This window comes from Streptomyces sp. NPDC006450 (assembly GCF_040612195.1).
Lineage (GTDB): Bacteria > Actinomycetota > Actinomycetes > Streptomycetales > Streptomycetaceae > Streptomyces.
The window spans coordinates 1-18149 of the sequence record NZ_JBEXPT010000130.1 but is presented as its reverse complement, the minus strand read 5'-3'; the positions used below and the strand labels follow the sequence as shown (position 1 = coordinate 18149).

Genomic DNA, 18149 nt, shown 5'->3' with positions numbered 1-18149 from the left:
GGGGGGGGGGGGGGGGCGGGGGGCGCCCCCCGGGGGGGGGCATGGGGGGGGGCCGCGTGGACGGGCTGCTGGTACGGCGCGGGGGCCGGGACCTGTGCCGGGGCGGGGGCCTGGGCGGGGGCCGGGGCCTGGGGCGGCGCACCGAAGGAGGGCGCGGGAGCCGGGGGCTGCGCCTGGGCGGGAGCGCCGAAGGAGGGTGCCGGGGCGGCGGCCTGCGGGGGCGGGGCGAAGCCGGGCGCCGCGGCCGGGGCCTGCGTCTGCGGTGCGGGCTGCTCCTCCTCGGCGACTTCGCCGCCGAAGTTCTGGAGCAGCGCGGCGAGCCCGCCGTCGAAGCCCTGGCCGACGGCGGCGAAGCGCCATACGTCCTTGAGGTAGAAGTCGCCGATCATCAGCGCGCGCTCGGTGCTGAACTCCGAGCCCGAGAAGGAGTACCGGACGACTTCCTCGCCGCCCGCCACGATGCGGATGTAGCCGGGGCCGATCTGCGACATCTGCCCGGCGCCGTCGATCGAGGCGGCGAAGGAGAGCTTGTGGATGTTGGCCGGAATGCGGTCCAGGGTCACCCGGAAGGATTCCGTGTCGCCGGCCTGCGTGCCGAGCAGCTGGATGGACTCCTCCGGCGACTTCGGCTGGTTGAAGAAGACGAAGTAGCGGTCGTCCGAGAGCTGTTCGTTGACGTCGAGGCCGAAGCAGCTGATGTCGATGGCGAGTCCTGGCCCGGCGATCTGGACACCCACATAGAGGTCCGTGCCCGCCGTCAGATCACTGATTTTGGCCTTGTGACCGCGTTGGAATTCCCTGGCCATACGTAAGACCGTCCCCCATCCCGACTGTGAATGCGTGCCGCTCAGGCTAACGGCAACCTCGGACATCCGGCCAAGTCGGTACCGACCCGGTACATATCACGAGGCGTGACATGGCGGGTATGTAGCGGACAAATGCGGATCATTCCTCGCGGGCGGCGGGGACTTTCGGAAGGCGTTCGGCGGCGACGACTCCTTCGAGGTACCCGCGCGCCCGCTCGGTGCGCGGGTACGCCTCCAGGAGTTCCCAGAAGCTGGGGCCGTGGCCGGGCACGAGGAGGTGCGCCAGCTCGTGCAGCAGCACGTAGTCGACGACGTACTCCGGCATCCCCTGGATGCGGTGCGAGAGCCGGATGCTGCCTTCGGCCGGGGTGCAGGAGCCCCAGCGGGTGTTCTGATTGGTGACCCAGCGGACCGTACGGGGGCGGGCGCGGCCGCTGAAGTACTGCTCGGACAATCGCTCGGCGCGTTCGGCGAGTTCCGCGTCCCCGAGGGTGCGCTTGCTCTCCTGCGCCGCCAGCTTGTCGAGCATGACGCCCACCCAGCGCCGCTCCTCGGCCTCGGACATCCGGGCAGGGATGAGGACGACCGTACGATCACCCTCGCGGTAGGCGGATACGGTCCTTCGGCGGCGTGCGCTCCGGCGGACTTCGACGGCGCGCTGCGGTGGATCGGCGGACACGCCATGACGGTACCCGCTCGCCGCGGCGGAAGTCCCGCCCCGCTCGGGGTCGAACACGAACCGGTGCGCGGTCGGTGGCACGAGCGCCCCGAAGAACGCTCGCCATTCACTTCATATACCTAATACCCCTCACCTGTGGACAAACTTGCGCAGGTCTTTCGCCGTCCGGGCAATCTTGCGGAAAGCGACGCGGACCCACGGAATGCGGCGCGCGAATCGAACCGCGAATCGAGGGAGGACCGCGATGTATCCGAAGGTGAAGCCGGCACTGGCCCGGGCCTGGCGGGATCTGCAGACCGTGCAGTTCGGTGTGACGCCCGCACATGCGGTGGTGCTCGCCCCCGTGGACACGGCGACGGGCACGCTCCTCGACCTGATCGACGGGACGCGGGGCATGGAGTTGCTCCGGTCGGAGGGCAAGGGGATGGGGCTCCCGGACGGCCGGGTCGACGAGGTGGTGCGCAGGCTGGCGGCGGCCGGGCTGCTCGACGACGCCACGGCGGGCGGCCCCCGCGCCCAGGCGGTGCGGGACCGTCCCGAGGCCCTGGAGCGGCTCGGCCCGGACCTGGGGTCGCTGTCCTTGGTCCGCCCCCGGCCGGGCGGGGACTTACAGGGGGTCGCCGCCCGCCGGGTGATACGGGTTCAAGTGCGCGGGAGCGGCCGGGTCGGCGCCGTCATCGCCTCGGTCCTGGCGGGAGCGGGCATCGGCCGGGTCGAGGTGCTCGACGGGGGCCGCGCGCAGCCGGCGGACGTGGCGCCGGGCGGTCTGGGCCCCGGCAGCGTGGGACGGCTGCGCGCCGAGGCCGCGCGGACGGCGGTCCGCGACGCGGCCCCCGGGCGCGGGCCGCGGACCGGGGAGGGCGAGGGCCCGGAGCCGGGGCTGGCCCTGGTGGTGGTCGCGCCCCGGGACGGGCTGCAGTCCTGGGCCCCTGATCCGCAGACGGCGGCCGACTGGGTCACCACCGGCACCCCCCATCTGTACGCGGGAGTACTGGAGGGGACCGGGCTGGTGGGACCGCTGGTCCTTCCCGGAGCCACGGCGTGCGCCGGCTGTATGGAGCGCGACCGGATCGAGCGGGACCCGGCCTGGCCGCGCATGCTGGTCCAGTGGCGCTCGGCCCACCGCCGCCGGAGCGCCGCCGCCTGCGACCTCGGCCTCTCCACGGCCGTGGCCGGCCTGGCCGCGGCCCACGCCCTGTCCTTCCTCGACGGGGAACTCCCCGCCTCCACGGGCACCCGCTGGGAGGCCTCCCTCCCGACCCTCGACTGGCAGTCCACCCCGGTCCGACCGCACGCCGACTGCCCTTGCGCGGCGGCCCGTGTCGCGGCCGGGCAGGAGGTGGGGGCATGAGGGGGCTGCCGGAGAGGAGGCGCCGTGATCCGCGGCCCCGCCATCTCCCTTCCCTTCCACCGGCATTGCGCGGCCCGCTCCACCGCCGTGCTGTCCGATGGGTGCGGCCGTCGTCTTCCGGCCGGTGGCTTCCCGCCGGGTTCAGGGCCGGAGACTCGGCCGGGGTGGGCGCGGAGGGCCATGACAGGATGCCTTTGGCCGGGAAGGGCTTCGGGGAACTCCCCCGAAGGCCGCTTGCGGCTCGGCAGTCTGGGAATTGGAGGGGCTCATGTCTGATCTTCCCCGGAAGGCGGTCACCCGTACCGTCAAGCTGGCCGCGCTGCCGCTCGGCATAGCGGGCCGGGCCACCTGGGGGCTCGGCAAGCGGATCGGCGGCAAGTCGGCGGAGATCGTGGCGCGCGAGCTCCAGCAGCGCACCGCCGAGCAGCTGTTCCGCGTGCTGGGAGAGCTGAAGGGGGGCGCCATGAAATTCGGCCAGGCGCTCTCGGTCTTCGAGTCGGCGCTGCCCGAGGAAGTCGCCGGGCCCTACCGGGCCGCGCTGACGAAGCTTCAGGAGGCGGCCCCGCCACTGCCCACGGCCACCGTGCACCAGGTGCTGTCGGAGCGGCTCGGCGCGGACTGGCGTGAGCTGTTCGAGGAGTTCGAGGACAAGCCCGCCGCGGCGGCTTCGATCGGACAGGTGCACCGGGCGGTGTGGCACGACGGCCGCCAGGTGGCGGTCAAGGTCCAGTACCCGGGGGCCGGCGAGGCCCTGCTGTCGGACCTGAAGCAGCTGAGCAGGTTCGCCGGGCTGCTGGGGCCGCTGATCCCGGGCATGGACATCAAGCCCTTGATCAAGGAGCTGCGCGACCGGGTCTCGGAGGAGCTGGACTACGAGCTGGAGGCCGAGGCGCAGCGGACGCACGCGGACGCCTTCGACGGCGACGAGGACGTGGTCGTGCCGGACGTGGTGCACCAGGGCGACCAGGTGCTGGTGACCGAGTGGATCGAGGGGACTCCGCTGTCGGAGGTGATAGCCGACGGCACCCCCCAGGAGCGCGACCGCGCCGGACAGCTGCTGGCCCGGTTCCTCTTCTCCGGCCCCGCGCGCACCGGGCTGCTGCACGCCGACCCGCACCCCGGCAACTTCCGGCTGATCTCCGGGGCGGACGGCCGGACGCGGCTGGGCGTACTGGACTTCGGAACGGTCGACCGGCTGCCGGGCGGCTGGCCCAAGCCCATCGGCCGGTCGCTGCGGATGGCGCTGGACGCCGACGCCGAGGGGGTCTACGGGCACCTGCGCGCGGAGGGGTTCGTGCGCGAGTCCATCGATCTGGAACCCGACGCGGTGCTCGACTATCTGAGGCCGATGCTCGAACCGGCCGAGGCCGAGGAGTTCACCTTCACGCGCACCTGGCTGCGCGGCCAGGCCGCGCGGATCGCCGACCCCCGTTCCCCCGCGCACCAGTTGGGCCGACAGATCAATCTGCCGCCCTCCTACCTGCTGATCCACCGGGTGACGCTGAGCACCATCGGGGTGCTGTGCCAGCTCGGCGCCACGGTCAGGCTCCGCGAGGAACTGGACTCCTGGCTGCCGGGGTTCCTGCCCGACGAGGGCTGAGCCGGGCGGGCGGTCCCCGGCCGGCGGTCCCGGGCGGGCGGTCCCGGGCCGGCGCTCACCACCAGGCGGAGTCGAGGCGGCCTTCGATGGCGCGGAGGTTCGCACGCGCGCAGTCGACGCAGAAGTACTGTCTGGTCCCGTTCTCCACGGAGCAGGTCCAGGTGGGCGGGGCGCCGTCCGGGGACTGGGCGCCGCAGCGCGCGCAGACGACGGGCGGGGCCTCGTTTCCCGGCGGTGCCGGGTGGGGAGTCGGCTGGTCCACCTCCAGACGATATCCCGCGCGGGGGCCGGCGGGCGGTCCGCAACGCAGCGGGGGGACCGGCCCGTTCGGGCCGGTCCCCCCGGTGGGTTCCTCCGAGCCGTCTCCAGCTCTCTCTTAGTGCATGACGGCCATGGCCAGCGCGCGCCGGGCGCGCAGCGAGACGCGCTCGGCTCGGCGCTGCATGCGCCGCGCGGCGACCAGGCGCACGGCGCGACGCTCGGCGTCGACCTCACGCATACGGTCGGCCATATGGGCACGAGCCATGGCTTCTGGGATGAGTTGCATTTCGCGGGTCCTGTTCTGACGCGAGGTGATCGCGCCGGCGGTGATGAAGTCTGCGGTGGCGGAGCCGTGCGGCTGCTCGCTCGTGGTGGCGTGGGGGGACATGAGGGCCTGCTTCAGGGGGTCGTGCGTGAGGGGGCGGTCGATGGTTCCGTTGGCGGTCATGCCGCGACAACCGGGTTCTTGCGCGGACGGCCACGGGGACGCTTCCGGGCGACGACGACACCCTGGACGAAGAGCTCGCCTCCCCAGACACCCCAGGGCTCGCGGCGCTCCAGCGCACCGGCGAGGCAGGCCTCGACCAGCGGGCAGGTGCCGCAGAGGGACTTCGCGTACTCGACGTCGGCCGGGGACTCGGCGAAGAAGACCTCGGGGTCGTAGGTGCGACAGGCGACGGGCACGCCGAGGTTCTCGATGGCGTCGTCGAGCGCGGTGAGCGCGGTGAGGGGAGTCAAGGTGGAGTCCTCCGGGACTGCGGGCGGGGAGAGGGTCTGGGTCTTCGGTACGGACGGGGCGTGCGCTTCGAGTTGCACGGTGGTTTCTTCCTCGTCTTGTTCGTCTAGTCGTTCCGGCCGGTCGGCCGGGGGCGGCTGGGGTACCTCGCCCCTTCGGTCCGTCGCCCCCTGTTCGGGGACAAACAGAAGGGCCGCGGATCCCGGGTGGGGTTCCGCGGCCCTGAAGGCGCCGGCCTGATCGTCAGATCAGGCTGGATCACTCCAGGGTTCGAGCCCGCGGAAGGCCCACATCAGGTGGTGCTGCTGCTTCTTCGTCTGCGTCTTGGATCCGGCACCGGCTGCGGCCGCAAAGGCATAGGCGCCATGCGCCTGGGCTTCTGCTGCCAGTACTGCCACCGGTGCCTGGGTCGGTCGCTCATTGCGCTCACGGACCAGCAGCGCGCTCGGCGCGGCGGGCCGGACGGGGCTGTCAGCGCACATGGCGGACAGACCGGTGACCGGCAGACCGGTACCCGTGAGGGCGAGGAGCGTGGAGGAGCCGAGGGTGCAGGAAGCGGCGACCGAGCGATCGGTCATTTTGGTGGTGGTGATGAAGCTGGTCACTGGTCTCGCCTCCTCTCGGCGTCTCGGGGACTTCGGCCCGGAGGCCTGGTCCCATACGTATTCGGATAAGTACAGCACGGATCAGGGGCTTCGGAGAAGCCACCGTTTCCGTTGCTAAGAACCTATGGGGCTTCGCTGGGCATGTGCAAACTATTTTTCCGACGAGTTTCTACGCGTCGTCAGGATCTTCCGTCCCAGGGTCCTCACCTGCACAGATGGCCAGCACGTCGGCTCCGTACCGCGCCAGCTTCCGGGCACCCACGCCGGAGATCATCGAGAGCTCTCCCTCCTGCGAGGGCGCGGCCTCCGCGATGGCCATCAGCGTCTTGTCCGTGAAGACGCAGTAGCCGGGCATGCCCTGCTCCTTCGCCTGGACGGCGCGCCAGTCGCGCAGCCGCTCGTAGAGCCCCTCGTCCATGTCCGAAGGGCAGTCTTCGCAGCGCATCAGTTTCAGCTCGCCGGCGTCGGTCAGGGTCTTGCGGCAGACCCGGCACACGGCCGGGCCGCGGCGGCCCCGTTTGCGGGCCCCGGGCTCGACCGGACCGCCCGGCCTGCTTCCCGGCGCGAGGGAGCCCGGCCGCAGGCCGTTCAGGAAGCGGCTGGGGCGTCGGGACCCGCGGCCGCCCGGAGTCCGGGAGAGGGCCCAGGAGAGCGTCAGGTGGTGCCGGGCGCGGGTGACGCCGACGTAGAGCAGCCGGCGCTCCTCCTCGACCTGCTCGTCGGTCTTCGCGTAGGTGATCGGGATCATGCCGTCGGTCAGGCCCACGAGGAACACGGCGTCCCATTCCAGGCCCTTCGCCGCGTGCAGCGAGGCGAGGGTGACGCCCTGGACGGTCGGGGCGTGCTGGGCGGCCTTGCGTTCGTCCAGCTCGACCGTCAGGTCGGCCAGCGTCGCGGACGGCCGGCTGCGGGCGAAGTCCTCGGCGAGCCGGACCAGCGCGGCCAGCGATTCCCACTGGTCGCGGACCGCGCCGGAACCGGCGGGCGGTTCGCCGGTCCAGCCGGTGGAGCTGAGCACGGCCCGGACCTGGGAGCCGAGCTCCACGACGTCGTCGAGCAGCCGGTCGTTGCCCCCGGAGCGGGCGGCTCCGCGCAGGGCGAGGATCGCCTTCTGGACCTCGGCGCGCTCGAAGAAGCGCTCGGCCCCGCGCAGCTGGTAGGGGACTCCGGCGTCGGCGAGGGCCTGCTCGTAGACCTCGGACTGGGCGTTGATGCGGTAGAGCACGGCGATCTCGCCCGCCGGGACGCCGGCCTTGATGAGGTCCCGGATCCGGTGGGCGGTGCCCTCGGCCTCGGCGGGCTCGTCGGGATATTCGGCGTAGACCGGGTCGGGGCCGGGCTCGCGCTGGGAGACCAGCTCCAGGCGGTGCTCGGCGGCGCGACCCGACAACGGCCCGGCCTGGGCGAGGAGCCCGTTGGCGAGGTGGACGACCTGGGGGGTGGAGCGGTAGTCGCGGACCAGCTTGACCAGGGTGGCCTGCGGGTACTTGGTGCGGAAGTTCAGCAGGTGGTCGGGTGTGGCGCCGGTGAAGGAGTAGATCGTCTGGCTGGCGTCACCGACCACGCAGAGGGTGTCGCGCTCGCCGAGCCAGAGGTCCAGCAGCCGCTGCTGGAGCGGGCTGACGTCCTGGTACTCGTCGACGACGAAGTGCTGGTACTGGGTGCGGATCTGCTCGGCGATGTCGTGGCGGTCCTGCAGGATGCCGACGGTGAGGAGCAGCACGTCCTCGAAATCGATCATGCCGCGGTCGCGCTTGAGCTGCTCGTACGTCCCGTAGATCTGGGCGATCTCGGCCAGGTCCCGGGGGGCCTCGCGGCCGGACTTGCGCGCGGCCGCCGGGTAGTCGGCGGGCACCGTCTGGGTGACCTTCGCCCACTCGATCTCGCCGGTGACATCGCGCAGCTCGCCCCGGTCGAGGCGGATGCGGCAGCGCGCGCCCGCCTCGGCGACGAACTGGATCTTGCGCTCCAGCAGCCGGGGCACGTCGCCGCCGACCGCCTTGGGCCAGAAGTACTGGAGCTGGCGCAGGGCGGCGGAGTGGAAGGTCCGCGCCTGCACCCCGCCCGCGCCCAGCTCGCGCAGCCGGCCGCGCATCTCGCCGGCGGCCCGGTTGGTGAACGTGACGGCCAGCACGCTCGCCGGCATCAGCTGGCCGGAGCGGACTCCGTAGGCGATGCGGTGGGTGATCGCCCGGGTCTTGCCCGTACCGGCGCCGGCGAGCACGCACACCGGCCCGCGCAGGGTCGTCGCGACCTCGCGCTGCTCCGGGTCCAGGCCCAGGAGCACCGCGTCGGCCGAGTCGGCGCCGGGCGTGAAGGATGAGGAGTGCGTTGCTGATGTCACCCCGCCATGCTGCCAGGTCTCGCGGGGAGCCCGGGAAATCCGTCCACAGGCGGCACGTGCTCGTCCGACAGGAACATCGTCGTACCGGGGCGGGCCGGGCGCAGGGGCGGGGCCGGGCGCGGGGCGCAGGCCCGGGCGCGGGCGCAGACCCGGGCGCGGGGCGCAGGGCCGGGCGCGGGCACCCGGGCAGGGCGGGCGGGAATGGGCGCGCGGTCCCGTGCGTTCAACCCCTCGGGCCGATCGGACCAACGAGTACCCACGAATGGAGAGCGCAGCATGCAGGACGCGGGAACGGTCACGATGTACAGCACGACCTGGTGCGGCTACTGCCGTCGGCTGAAGAGCCAGATGGACCGGGAAGGCATCGCCTACACCGAGATCAACATCGAGCTCGACCCCGAGTCCGCGGCGTTCGTGGAAAAGGCGAACGGCGGCAACCAGACGGTTCCCACGGTTCTCGTCACCTCCTCCGCGGGCAGCGAGTCCGTCATGACGAACCCGAGCCTGGCCCAGGTCAAGCAGGCCCTCGCCGTCTGATGTGCTGAACACCACGCACGGAAAGCCCCCGCCGAGGCGGGGGCTTCTGCGTACCGGCGACCGGTCAACTGCCCTGTTAGCGTTCCCCCTTGGGCAACAGGGAGGAACGACACGTGACGACGACCGTGTTTCGTATCGGTGGGGATCTGGAAGTGCGCAGGCTCGGTTTCGGGGCCATGCACCTGCCCACGGACCCGGGTCCGGGCCGTGAGAACTCTCTCGCGGTGGCCCGGCGGGCCGTCGAGCTGGGCGTCACGCTGATCGACACCGCGTACATGTACGGCTGGGGCGCCAACGAGGAGCTGCTGGCCGAGGCCCTGCACCCCTGCCCGGACGGGGTCCTCGTCACCACCAAGGTCGGCATCGCCCGGTCCGTCCCGTCGGGCGACTGGATGCAGGACGCGCGGCCGTCCGCCCTGCGCGAGCAGATCGAGCAGGCACTGCGCCGGCTGCGCGTCGAGCGGCTCGAGCTGCTCCAGCTGCACCGCCTCGATCCGCGGACGCCCCTCGCCGACCAGATCGGCACGCTGCGGGACCTGCGGGCCGAGGGCAAGATCGGCCGGATCGGCCTGTCGGAGGTCACCGTCGGCGAACTCGCCGCGGCCCGGGAGATCGTCGACATCGCGAGCGTGCAGAACCGCTACAACCTGCTCGACCGGGAGCACGAGCCCGTGCTCGCGGCCTGCGAAGCGGCGGGCATCGCGTTCCTGCCTTGGGCCACCGTCGCCCGGGGACGGTCCGGGGCGACGGCGGAGATCGCCGCCGTGGCGGCCGAGGCCGGGGCCACCCCCACCCAGGTCGCGCTCGCCTGGCTCCTGGGGCACTCGCCGGTCGTCCTCCCGATCCCGGGCACGTCCCGGGTCGCCCACCTGGAGGAGAACCTCGCCGCGCAAGGCCTCCGGCTGACCGAAGCCCAGCGCACCCGCCTCGACCGGCTGTCCGGCCGGCCGTCGGGCGAGCCCGGCGCGTCCGGGTCCGGGCAGGCCTGACAGGAGACGGAGGAAGGCCCCCGCCGGAGCGGGGGCCTTCCTCGGTGTCTCCGGGTACGGGTGGGGCAGGTCAGGCGGTCGTGACCGGCCTCGGGAGCGGCTTGCCGTACCAGAGCTCGACCAGGCGGGCCGCGATGGAGATGCCCGCCGGCGGGAGGACCTCGCCGGCCTCGATGGCCGCGCGCAGGTCGTCGCGGGAGAACCAGCGGGCCTCCTGGATCTCGTCGCCGTCGACGGTGATGTCGAAGGTGACGGCGCGCGCCGTGAAGCCCAGCATCAGGCTGTACGGGAACGGCCAGGGCTGGCTGGCGACGTAGTCGACCTCGCCGACCTTGACGCCCGCCTCCTCCCAGACCTCGCGGATGACCGACTGCTCGATCGACTCGCCCGGTTCGACGAACCCGGCGAGCGTGGAGAAGCGGCCCTCGGGCCAGTGCACCTGGCGGCCCAGCAGCGCGCGGTCCTGGTCGTCCGTGACCAGCATGATCACGGCCGGGTCGGTCCTCGGGTAGTGCTCGGCCCCGCAGCCCGGGCAGCGGCGGATGTGCCCGGCCGCGGCGACCACCGTGCGCTCGCCGCAGCGGGAGCAGAAGCGGTGCATGCGCTGCCAGTTCTCCAGCGCCACCGCGTGCACCATCAGCCCGGCGTCCCGCTCGGAGAGCAGCATCCCGGCCTCGCGCAGGCCGGCCGGGCGGGCCGACTGGTCCATGCGGCCGGGCAGCGAGTCCTTCTGCAGCGCGAAGTACCGTACGCCGTCCTCGTCGGTCCCCAGGAAGTACCGGTGGGTCTCGGTGACCGGGGCCTCGAAGGCCGGGGTCGTCACGATCGCGGTGCCGCCGTCGGGGGTGTCGTCGATCAGGACCTGGCCGCCCGAGACGACGAAGACGCGGGTGCTGGGGTGGCTCCACGCCGCGGCGAGCCACGCCTCGTCGAGGCGGTGGTGCGCGGCGCGGTCGATGCCGCTGGGCGCGGCCAGCGAGATCGGACGCTCGGACTCGGTATGGGTGCTCACAGGTACTTCCAACTCCCCCGGTGGTGGGACACAGGCAGGCTCAGCAGGACGGACGGGTGTGCGGTGGCGGGTGCGGTGACAGGTGGGGTGGCGTCGTCAAGCGGACGCCGGCTTCCAGTGGGCGGCCAGGTCGCCCCAGAGGTAGGCGGCCGTCTCGACCCCCTTGGTGAGCAGGTCGAGCTCGACCTTCTCGTTCGGCGAGTGCCAGCCGTCGGAGGGTACGGAGATGCCGAGGAAGAGGACGGGTGCGTTCAGCACGTCCTGAAGGTCGGCCGCCGGCCCCGAACCGCCCTCGCGGGTGAAGCGGACCTTCTGGCCGAAGGCCCTGCTCATGGCGCGTACGACCGACTGGAGCGCCGGGTGGTCCAGCGGGGTCAGGCACGGCCGGGTCGGGGCGCCGAAGGTGATGGAATGCCGGATTCCGGCCGGGACGCGCTCCGCGACCCAGGCGGTGACGGCCGTCTCGACCTCGTACGGGTCCTGCCCGGAGACCAGCCGGAACGACAGCTTCAGGTGCGCCGAGGCGGGCACGATGGTCTTGCCGCCGGGGCCCTGGTAACCGCCGCCGATGCCGTTGACCTCGGCGGTCGGGCGGGCCCACACGCGCTCCAGCGTGGAGTAGCCGGCCTCGCCCGAGGCCGCGTACGACTTGGCCGTACGGAGCCACTCGTCCTCGTCGAAGGGGAGCTCGGCGATCAGTGCGCGCTCCGCGTCCGTGAGCTCGGCGATGCCGTCGTAGAAGCCGGGGATCGTGACCCGCTCGTCCGCGTCGTGCAGGGCCGCGACGAGGCGGGCGGCGACGGTGGCCGGATTCGGCACGGCGCCGCCGAAGGCACCGGAGTGGATGTCCTGGTCGGGGCCGAACAGGTCGATCTCGCAGTCGGCGACGCCGCGCATGCCGGTGCAGACGGTGGGCGTGGTCTCGGACCACATGCCGGTGTCGGAGACGATCACGACATCGGCGGCGAGGCGGTCCGCCTCGCGCTCCACGAGGGCGCGGAAGTGCGGGGAACCCGACTCCTCCTCGCCCTCGATGATCAGCTTGAGGTGCACGGCGGGAGCGGACGCACCGGTCGCGGCCAGGTGGGCCCGGACGCCGAGGGTGTGGAAGAAGACCTGCCCCTTGTCGTCGGCGGCGCCGCGCCCGTACATCCGGCCGTCCTTGATCACCGGCTCGAACGGGTCGGTGTGCCAGCCGTCGGCGAGGGCGGCGGGCTGCACGTCGTGGTGCCCGTAGACGAGGACGGTGGGGGCGGCGGGGTCCTCGCTCGGCCACTCGGCGAACACGGCGGGGGCGCCGGCCGTCTTCCAGACCTCGGCGACCGGGAAACCGGTCTCCGCCAGCTTCGCGGCCAGCCAGTCGGCGCTGCGCCGTACGTCGTCCGCGTGCTCGGGCTGGGCCGAAACGGAGGGGATGCGGAGCCAGTCGGCGAGGTCGTCGAGGAAGGCGGCGCGGTGTGTGTCGATGTACGTGCGGACGACGCTGTCCGCCGGGCTGTCGCTCATGCCCCCGAGCCTATCCGTCCGTTCGATGGTCACTTTCCGTGTCCGATTTGCCTTGGAGGATCTGCTCAAGACGAGCGCGGTCGGGCAGGTTCCGGGGGCGGATCACGCGGCCGCTGCGGACGTGCAGGAACACTGCCGTGACCTTGGCGAGGGGGGTGTCCGTGGCCTCCGCCCAGGCCAGGCGGTAGACGGCCAGCTGGAGGGGGTCGGCCTCGGTGGTGCGGCCGGTCTTCCAGTCGACGATCTCGTAGCCGCCGCCTTCCGCGTCCGCGGTGCGGTAGACCGCGTCGATCCGGCCGCGGATCACCCGGCCGGCGAGGGTGAGCTGGACCGGGACCTCCATGCGGTACGGGGTCCGGTCGGCGTACGCGGTCCGCTCGAAGGCCGCCTTGAGGGAGTCGAGGTCGGCCTCGTCGGCGATGTCCTGGTCGGAACCCTCCCCGCCCGCGGGCTGCGCGCCGGGGAGGTCCGTGAGGGGGTCGAGGACGTCGAGGTGGGGCAGCGGGAGCTCCTCGAAGCGGGACTCGACCCAGGCGTGGAACCGGGTGCCCTGGCGGGCGGCGGGCTGCGGGGGCTTGGGCATGGGGCGGGCGAGGTCGCGTACGAAGCCCTGCTCGTCGGAGGCGAGGCGGAGCAGTTGGCTGGCGGACAGCGCGGAGGGGAGCTCCACGTCGCGGACGGCCTCGCGGGCTCGGCGGAGTTCGCCCTCCAGGGCGTCGAGGTCGCGGTCCCAGGAGGCGATGGCCCGGGCGTCCTCGGGGGTGAGGCGGGGGCCGGGGTCGGGGCCGGCCGCGTACTCGGGCCACAGGTCGTCGTCGCCGCCGCCGGCGGGCGTCGTGGGGCGCGGCCGGGGCTTGGGCGCGGCCGCGTCGGCGTCGGCGTCCCCGAGCCACAGGTCGTCGGCTTCGCCGGGCGCGGCGGGGCGCGGGCGGGGCGCGGACCGTGCCGGGGCCCCGGCCTCCGGCCAGGGGTCGTTGGCGGGTGCGGCCGGGTGTGGGCGGGGTGCGGACCAGTCGGCGTCCTCCGGCCACAGGTCGGCGGGGGCCGGGGGCTCCTCGTCGTAGGCGGGGTCTTCGCAGTACGGGGGCCAGAGGAAGGGGTCCTCGGGGGAGGCCGGGAACTCCCGGGTCGCCGAGTGGCCCGGGAGGCCCGCGTCGCCCGCGTCGCCCGGGTCGCCCAGATGGCCCCGGCCGCTTGGGCGGTCCGCGTCGCCCGGGTGGTCCGGGGTGGGCGGGGGCGTCGGGTGGAGGTAGGACTCGACCAGGGCGGCGGCCCGGCGGCGGAGGGTGAGGGAGGTGGGGTCCAGGGGGAGGGGCCAGGAGTGGTCCGGGGTGGAGTCCGTGGACAGGGCCGGGTTCTCCGCGTCCGGCGCGGGGGTGTCGGCCCAGGCTTCGATCTCGCCGTGGCCCGCGGCGCAGTGCTCGTACAGGGCGGAGAGGAAGGAGGACGGGCCGCGCGGCTTCTTCTGCGTCGGGCCCCACCAGTGGCCCGAGGCCAGGAGGAGCGAGCGCGGGCGGGTGAAGGTGACGTAGCCGAGGCGGAGTTCCTCGACGGCCTTGTGGGACTTGAGCGCCGACTTGAAGGCGCGCAGGCCCGGCGAGGTCCATTCCGGGGTGGGCGGGAGGGTCGGCGCGTCGCCGCGCAGGGCGTAAGGGAGCACCTTCGCGTACGAGGTCCAGGCCTCCGGGGCCTTCTCCTTCGGGAAGGAGCCGGCGGACAGGTCGGGGACCACGACCACGTCCCACTCCAGTCCCTTGGACTTGTGGGCCGTGAGGACCTTGACCGTGTTCTCCCCGCCCGGCAGCGCGTGGTCCAGGCCCTTCTCGTACTGGGCCGCAGTGCGCAGGAAGGCCAGGAAGGCCAGCAGGGAGGCCTCACCGTCGAGCGAGGCGAAGCCGGCCGCCACGTCCATGAAGCTCGACAGGGTCTCCCGGCGGCGGGCCGCCAGCGCGTGCGGGGACGAGGCGAGCTCCACGTCGAGGCCGGTCGTCGACAGGACGCGGTGCAGGACGTCCATCAGGGGGTCCGCGAGCGAACGCCGCAGGTCGCGCAGTTCCTGGGCCAGGTGTGCGAAACGGACCCGGGCGGCCGCGGAGAAGGGCAGCTGGTCGGGGGCGGACTGGCCCGCGCCGTCCAGGAAGGTCTCCAGGGCGTCGGCCAGCGACACGATCTCCGCCGGGTCCACGCCCTCCACCGCCGCCGCGAGGCGGTCGTCGTCGGCGGACGGGGCGCGGGAGATCAGGGTGCGGGCGCGGCGGCCCAGCAGGGCCAGGTCGCGGGCGCCGATCCGCCAGCGCGGCCCGATGAGGAGCCGGACGAGCGCGGCGTTGGCTCCCGGGTCCTGGAGGACCTCGCAGACGGCGACGAGGTCCGCGACCTCCGGGAGGTGGAGCAGGCCGGACAGGCCGACCACTTCGACCGGGACGTCGCGCGCGACGAGGGCCGCCTGGATCCGCGCGAAGTCCCCGCCGGAGCGGCACAGTACGGCGATCTCGCGCGGCTCCGTGCCCGTACGGACCAGGTGGGCGATGGAGTCGCCGATCCAGTCGAGCTCCTCGGCGTGGGTCTCCAGCAGCGCGCACCGGACGGAGCCGTCGCGCTCCGCGCCGGGTGCGGGGCGCAGGGCCTCGACTCCCTCGTGCAGGGAGCGCAGCGGGGCGGCGAGATCGTTGGCCAGCTCCAGGAGGCGGCCGCCGCTGCGCCGGTTCTCGCTGAGGGAGAAGCGGGTGGCGGGGCTGCCGTCGGCGTACGGGAAGTGCTCGGGGAAGTCGTCGAGGTTGGCCACGGAGGCGCCGCGCCAGCCGTAGATGGCCTGGCAGGGGTCGCCGACGGCGGTCACGGCGTGTCCGGTGCCTCCGCCGAACAGTCCGGAGAGCAGCAGCCGCTGGGCGACCGAGGTGTCCTGGTACTCGTCGAGCAGGACGACGCGGAACTCCTCGCGCAGCAGGGCTCCGACCTCGGGCCGGGTGGTGGCGAGCTGCGCGGAGAGGGCTATCTGGTCGCCGAAGTCGAGGAGGTCGCGGGAGCGTTTGGCCGCGCGGTAGCGGGAGACCAGTTCGAGGAGTTCGAGGCGGCCGCGGACCGCCTCGGGGACCTTGCGCAGGTCCTCGTTGCTCAGCTTGACGTCCGCAAGGGCGGAGAGGAGCTCCGTGTCGTACGCGCGCAGGCGCTCCGGCGGTACGAGGTGCTCGGAGAGCTCCCCGTCGAGCGCGAGCAGGTCGCTGACCAGGTCGGGAACGGATTTGGTGAGGGAGGGGTAGGGCCCGGGGGCCTCGCGGAGTACGCGGGCGGCGAGCTGGAAGCGGGTGGCGTCGGCGAGCAGCCGGGCGCTGGGCTCCAGGCCGATGCGCAGGCCGTGGTCCTTGAGGAGCTGTCCGGCGAAGGCGTGGTACGTGGAGATGCGCGGCTCCCCGCCCGCGGAGTCGGCCTCGGCCGGGGAGGGGTCCGGATCGCTGATCCCGGCCCGCGCGAGGGCGGCCCGTACCCGCTCGGCGAGCTCGCCGGCGGCCTTGTTGGTGAAGGTCAGGCCGAGCACCTGCTCGGGTGCGACCGCGCCGGTGCCGACCAGCCAGACCACACGGGCGGCCATGACCGTGGTCTTGCCGGAGCCGGCGCCGGCCACGATGACCTGCGGGGCGGGCGGCGCGGTGACGCAGGCCATCTGTTCGGGCGTGAAGGGGATCCCCAGGAGCTCCTTGAGCTGCTCGGGATCGGTGAGGGCCGCTGCCCGCGGCGCCTTCGCGGGCGGGGCGGGAGGGAGGGCCGGAGGGACGGACGGACGCGCGGACACGTGAAAAGGCTAGCCGCCCCCTCCGACAGTCACGCCCCCTCCGACAGTCCCGCCCGCCCGGACCGCGCGGGCCGCCGGGGTGCCGTCCGGGCCCTGACCGGCCCCGCTCCGCCGGCGCGGGCTACTCCACCGTCTGGCGGCCTTCCGGGCGGGCGCTGCACGAGGCGCGGAAGGAGCAGTGGTCGCAGTGCTTGCCCAGCACGGGTGCGAAGCGCTCGTCGAGGACCCGGCCGGCCGCGGTGGCGAGCAGGTCGCCGACCCATTCGCCGGGGGCGCCGCCCTCCAGGGCCTGCTGCGCCTGGATCTTCGGCACCGTGTCGCCGCCGTCGCGCTGGGCGGCGCCCTGGCGCAGCTGGACGAGTTCGGCGCCGCCCGGTGCGGGCCGCAGCCCGTCGAAGACCTCGTCGACGGCGCCCTCGCGCACCGCGAGCTGGTACACGGCGAGCTGCGGGTGGCGCTCGACCTCCTTGGCGGTCGGCGCGGACTTGCCGGTCTTGAAGTCGACGACGTACGCGCGGCCCTGCGCATCCGCCTCGACCCGGTCCATGGAGCCGCGTACCCGGACGGCGTACTCCCCCGCTTCGAGGGTGACGTCGAAGTCGTGCTCGGTGGCCACGGCCGCCCGGCCACCGCGGTCGGTGGTGTGCCAGCGCAGGAAGCGCTCCAGGGCGGCGCGGGCGTTGTCCTTCTCCTGGCGGGACTTCCAGGGGGCGTCGAAGGCGAGCGAGTCCCAGACGGAGTCGAGGCGTTCCATGAGGACGGCGAGGTCGGCGGGGGTGCGGCCGGAGGCGACCTCGTCGGCGAGGACGTGGACGACGTTGCCGAAGCCCTGGGCGGCCGTGGAGGGGGCGTCGGCCTTGACCTCGCGGCCCAGGAACCACTGGAGGGAGCAGGTGTTGGCGAGCTGCTCCAGGGCGGAGCCGGACAGGGCGACGGGGCGGTCCCGGTCGCGCAGCGGGACGCTGCTGCGGGTGGGCTCGTACAGCCCCCACCAGCGCTGCGGGTGCGCGGCAGGGACGAGCGGGCGGTCCTCGTCGTCGGTGAGCACGGCGAGCCGGGCGAGGCGGCGGGCGGCGGCGTCGCGCAGGGCGGGAGAGGCGTCGGGGTCGACGGTGGTGGAGCGGAGTTCCGCGACGAGCGCGGGGACGGCGAGGGGGCGGCGGGGGCGGCCGGTGACGTCCTTGACGGGTACGCCGAGCTCGGTGAGGAGGCGGGAGGGCTGGTCGCCGTCCTCGGCGGGTGCCTTGACGGCGGTGACGACGAGGCGGTCGCGGGCGCGGGTGGCGGCGACGTAGAAGAGGCGGCGCTCCTCGGCGAGGAGCGCGCCGGGGGTGAGGGGTTCGGCGAGGCCGTCGCGGCCGATGCGGTCGGCTTCGAGGAGGGAGCCGCGGCGGCGCAGGTCCGGCCAGAGCCCTTCCTGCACGCCCGCGACGACGACGAGTCCCCATTCCAGGCCCTTGGAGCGGTGCGCGGTCATGAGCCGGACGGCTTCGCGGCGGACGGCGCGCGGGGTGAGGGTGTCTCCGGCGATGTCCTCGGCTTCGAGCTGTTCGAGGAAGTTGAGGGCGCCGCGGCCGCCGGTACGTTCCTCCGCGCGGGCGGCGGTGTCGAAGAGCGCGCAGACCGCGTCGAGGTCGCGGTCGGCGTTGCGGCCGGCGGGGCCGCCGCGGCGGGCGCTGCGTTCGAGGCGCTGCGGCCAGGGGGTGCCGTCCCAGAGGGTCCACAGGACCTCCTCGGCGGTGCCGCCGCCGGCGAGGAGCTCGCGGGCCTTGCGCAGCAGCAGGCCGAGGCGTTGCGCTCCGCGGGCGTAGGCGGGGTCGTGGGCGACGAGCCGCTCGGGCTCTGCGAGGGCGCGGGCGAGGAGGACGTCGGAGGGCGCGGGGGTGCGGACCCCGGCGGCCCGCTCCTCGTCGCGCAGGGCGCGGCCGAGGCG

At 73.7% G+C, this 18149-nt stretch carries 15 protein-coding genes; 4 read left to right on the top strand and 11 right to left on the bottom strand.

Annotated features, from left to right (window positions below; translation table 11 throughout):
- The coding region (locus ABZY57_RS27725; protein ID WP_356516448.1) for a TerD family protein at positions 1 to 806 on the bottom strand (806 nt) is incomplete at its 3' end.
- Between the two features lie 139 nt (positions 807 to 945).
- Complete coding sequence (locus ABZY57_RS27720) at positions 946 to 1485, bottom strand: M48 family metallopeptidase (protein WP_356516446.1); 540 nt, start codon at positions 1483 to 1485, stop codon at positions 946 to 948.
- 244 nt (positions 1486 to 1729) lie between these two features.
- On the opposite strand from ABZY57_RS27720, the gene ABZY57_RS27715 reads away from it, so the two are divergent.
- Both ABZY57_RS27715 and ABZY57_RS27710 read left to right on the top strand, forming a co-directional pair.
- Positions 1730 to 2836 (top strand): ThiF family adenylyltransferase, encoded by a 1107-nt coding sequence (locus tag ABZY57_RS27715; RefSeq protein WP_356516444.1) that lies wholly within the window; start codon positions 1730 to 1732, stop codon positions 2834 to 2836.
- 268 nt (positions 2837 to 3104) lie between these two features.
- Positions 3105 to 4436, top strand: coding sequence for an AarF/ABC1/UbiB kinase family protein (locus tag ABZY57_RS27710; RefSeq protein ID WP_356516442.1), 1332 nt, complete (start codon positions 3105 to 3107; stop codon positions 4434 to 4436).
- 55 nt (positions 4437 to 4491) lie between these two features.
- Here the strand turns inward: ABZY57_RS27710 and ABZY57_RS27705 are convergent, their stop codons facing one another.
- The 5 genes from ABZY57_RS27705 to ABZY57_RS27685 all read right to left on the bottom strand — a co-directional run bounded on the left by ABZY57_RS27705 (position 4492) and on the right by ABZY57_RS27685 (position 8382).
- Positions 4492 to 4698 (bottom strand): hypothetical protein, encoded by a 207-nt coding sequence (locus tag ABZY57_RS27705; protein WP_356516440.1) that lies wholly within the window; start codon positions 4696 to 4698, stop codon positions 4492 to 4494.
- 114 nt (positions 4699 to 4812) lie between these two features.
- Positions 4813 to 5145, bottom strand: a complete 333-nt coding sequence (locus ABZY57_RS27700) for a hypothetical protein (RefSeq protein ID WP_356516438.1) — start codon at positions 5143 to 5145, stop codon at positions 4813 to 4815.
- Positions 5142 to 5513 (bottom strand): WhiB family transcriptional regulator, encoded by a 372-nt coding sequence (locus ABZY57_RS27695; protein ID WP_214949242.1) that lies wholly within the window; start codon positions 5511 to 5513, stop codon positions 5142 to 5144. The genes ABZY57_RS27700 and ABZY57_RS27695 overlap by 4 nt, the downstream gene beginning before the upstream one ends.
- Before the next feature lie 168 nt (positions 5514 to 5681).
- The gene (locus ABZY57_RS27690; protein ID WP_356516436.1) at positions 5682 to 6038 is read right to left on the bottom strand and encodes a hypothetical protein; all 357 of its coding nucleotides are present in this window, start codon (positions 6036 to 6038) and stop codon (positions 5682 to 5684) included.
- A gap of 169 nt (positions 6039 to 6207) precedes the next feature.
- The gene (locus tag ABZY57_RS27685) at positions 6208 to 8382 is read right to left on the bottom strand and encodes an ATP-dependent DNA helicase UvrD2 (RefSeq protein ID WP_356516434.1); all 2175 of its coding nucleotides are present in this window, start codon (positions 8380 to 8382) and stop codon (positions 6208 to 6210) included.
- A 276-nt stretch (positions 8383 to 8658) separates the two neighbouring features.
- On the opposite strand from ABZY57_RS27685, the gene ABZY57_RS27680 reads away from it, so the two are divergent.
- Both ABZY57_RS27680 and ABZY57_RS27675 read left to right on the top strand, forming a co-directional pair.
- Positions 8659 to 8919 carry a mycoredoxin gene (locus tag ABZY57_RS27680; RefSeq protein ID WP_327254846.1) on the top strand — a complete coding sequence of 87 codons (261 nt, stop codon included), beginning with the start codon at positions 8659 to 8661 and terminating at the stop codon, positions 8917 to 8919.
- A 113-nt stretch (positions 8920 to 9032) separates the two neighbouring features.
- On the top strand, positions 9033 to 9908 hold the full coding sequence (locus ABZY57_RS27675; RefSeq protein WP_356516432.1) for an aldo/keto reductase: 876 nt from the start codon (positions 9033 to 9035) through the stop codon (positions 9906 to 9908).
- Positions 9909 to 9978: 70 nt separating this feature from the next.
- On the opposite strand, the gene nudC is transcribed toward ABZY57_RS27675, so the two are convergent.
- The 4 genes from nudC to ABZY57_RS27655 form a co-directional block, all read right to left on the bottom strand.
- Complete coding sequence (gene nudC, locus ABZY57_RS27670) at positions 9979 to 10920, bottom strand: NAD(+) diphosphatase (protein WP_356516430.1); 942 nt, start codon at positions 10918 to 10920, stop codon at positions 9979 to 9981.
- Positions 10921 to 11016: 96 nt separating this feature from the next.
- Entirely contained in the window at positions 11017 to 12426 is a 1410-nt protein-coding gene (locus tag ABZY57_RS27665) for a dipeptidase (protein WP_356516428.1), read from the bottom strand.
- Between the two features lie 10 nt (positions 12427 to 12436).
- Complete coding sequence (locus ABZY57_RS27660; RefSeq protein ID WP_356516450.1) at positions 12437 to 16114, bottom strand: ATP-dependent DNA helicase; 3678 nt, start codon at positions 16112 to 16114, stop codon at positions 12437 to 12439.
- A gap of 223 nt (positions 16115 to 16337) precedes the next feature.
- Positions 16338 to 18149 (bottom strand): PD-(D/E)XK nuclease family protein (locus tag ABZY57_RS27655; protein WP_356516426.1); only part of this gene is annotated, 1812 nt, incomplete at its 5' end.

What these genes read in the sequence shown, in the direction of transcription:
- ABZY57_RS27715 (WP_356516444.1), top strand. Translation starts at nt 1,730, where the DNA reads ATGTATCCGAAGGTGAAGCCGGCACTGGCCCGGGCCTGGCGGGATCTG.
- ABZY57_RS27710 (WP_356516442.1), top strand. Translation starts at nt 3,105, where the DNA reads ATGTCTGATCTTCCCCGGAAGGCGGTCACCCGTACCGTCAAGCTGGCC.
- ABZY57_RS27700 (WP_356516438.1), bottom strand. Translation starts at nt 5,145, where the DNA reads ATGACCGCCAACGGAACCATCGACCGCCCCCTCACGCACGACCCCCTG.
- ABZY57_RS27680 (WP_327254846.1), top strand. Translation starts at nt 8,659, where the DNA reads ATGCAGGACGCGGGAACGGTCACGATGTACAGCACGACCTGGTGCGGC.
- ABZY57_RS27665 (WP_356516428.1), bottom strand. Translation starts at nt 12,426, where the DNA reads ATGAGCGACAGCCCGGCGGACAGCGTCGTCCGCACGTACATCGACACA.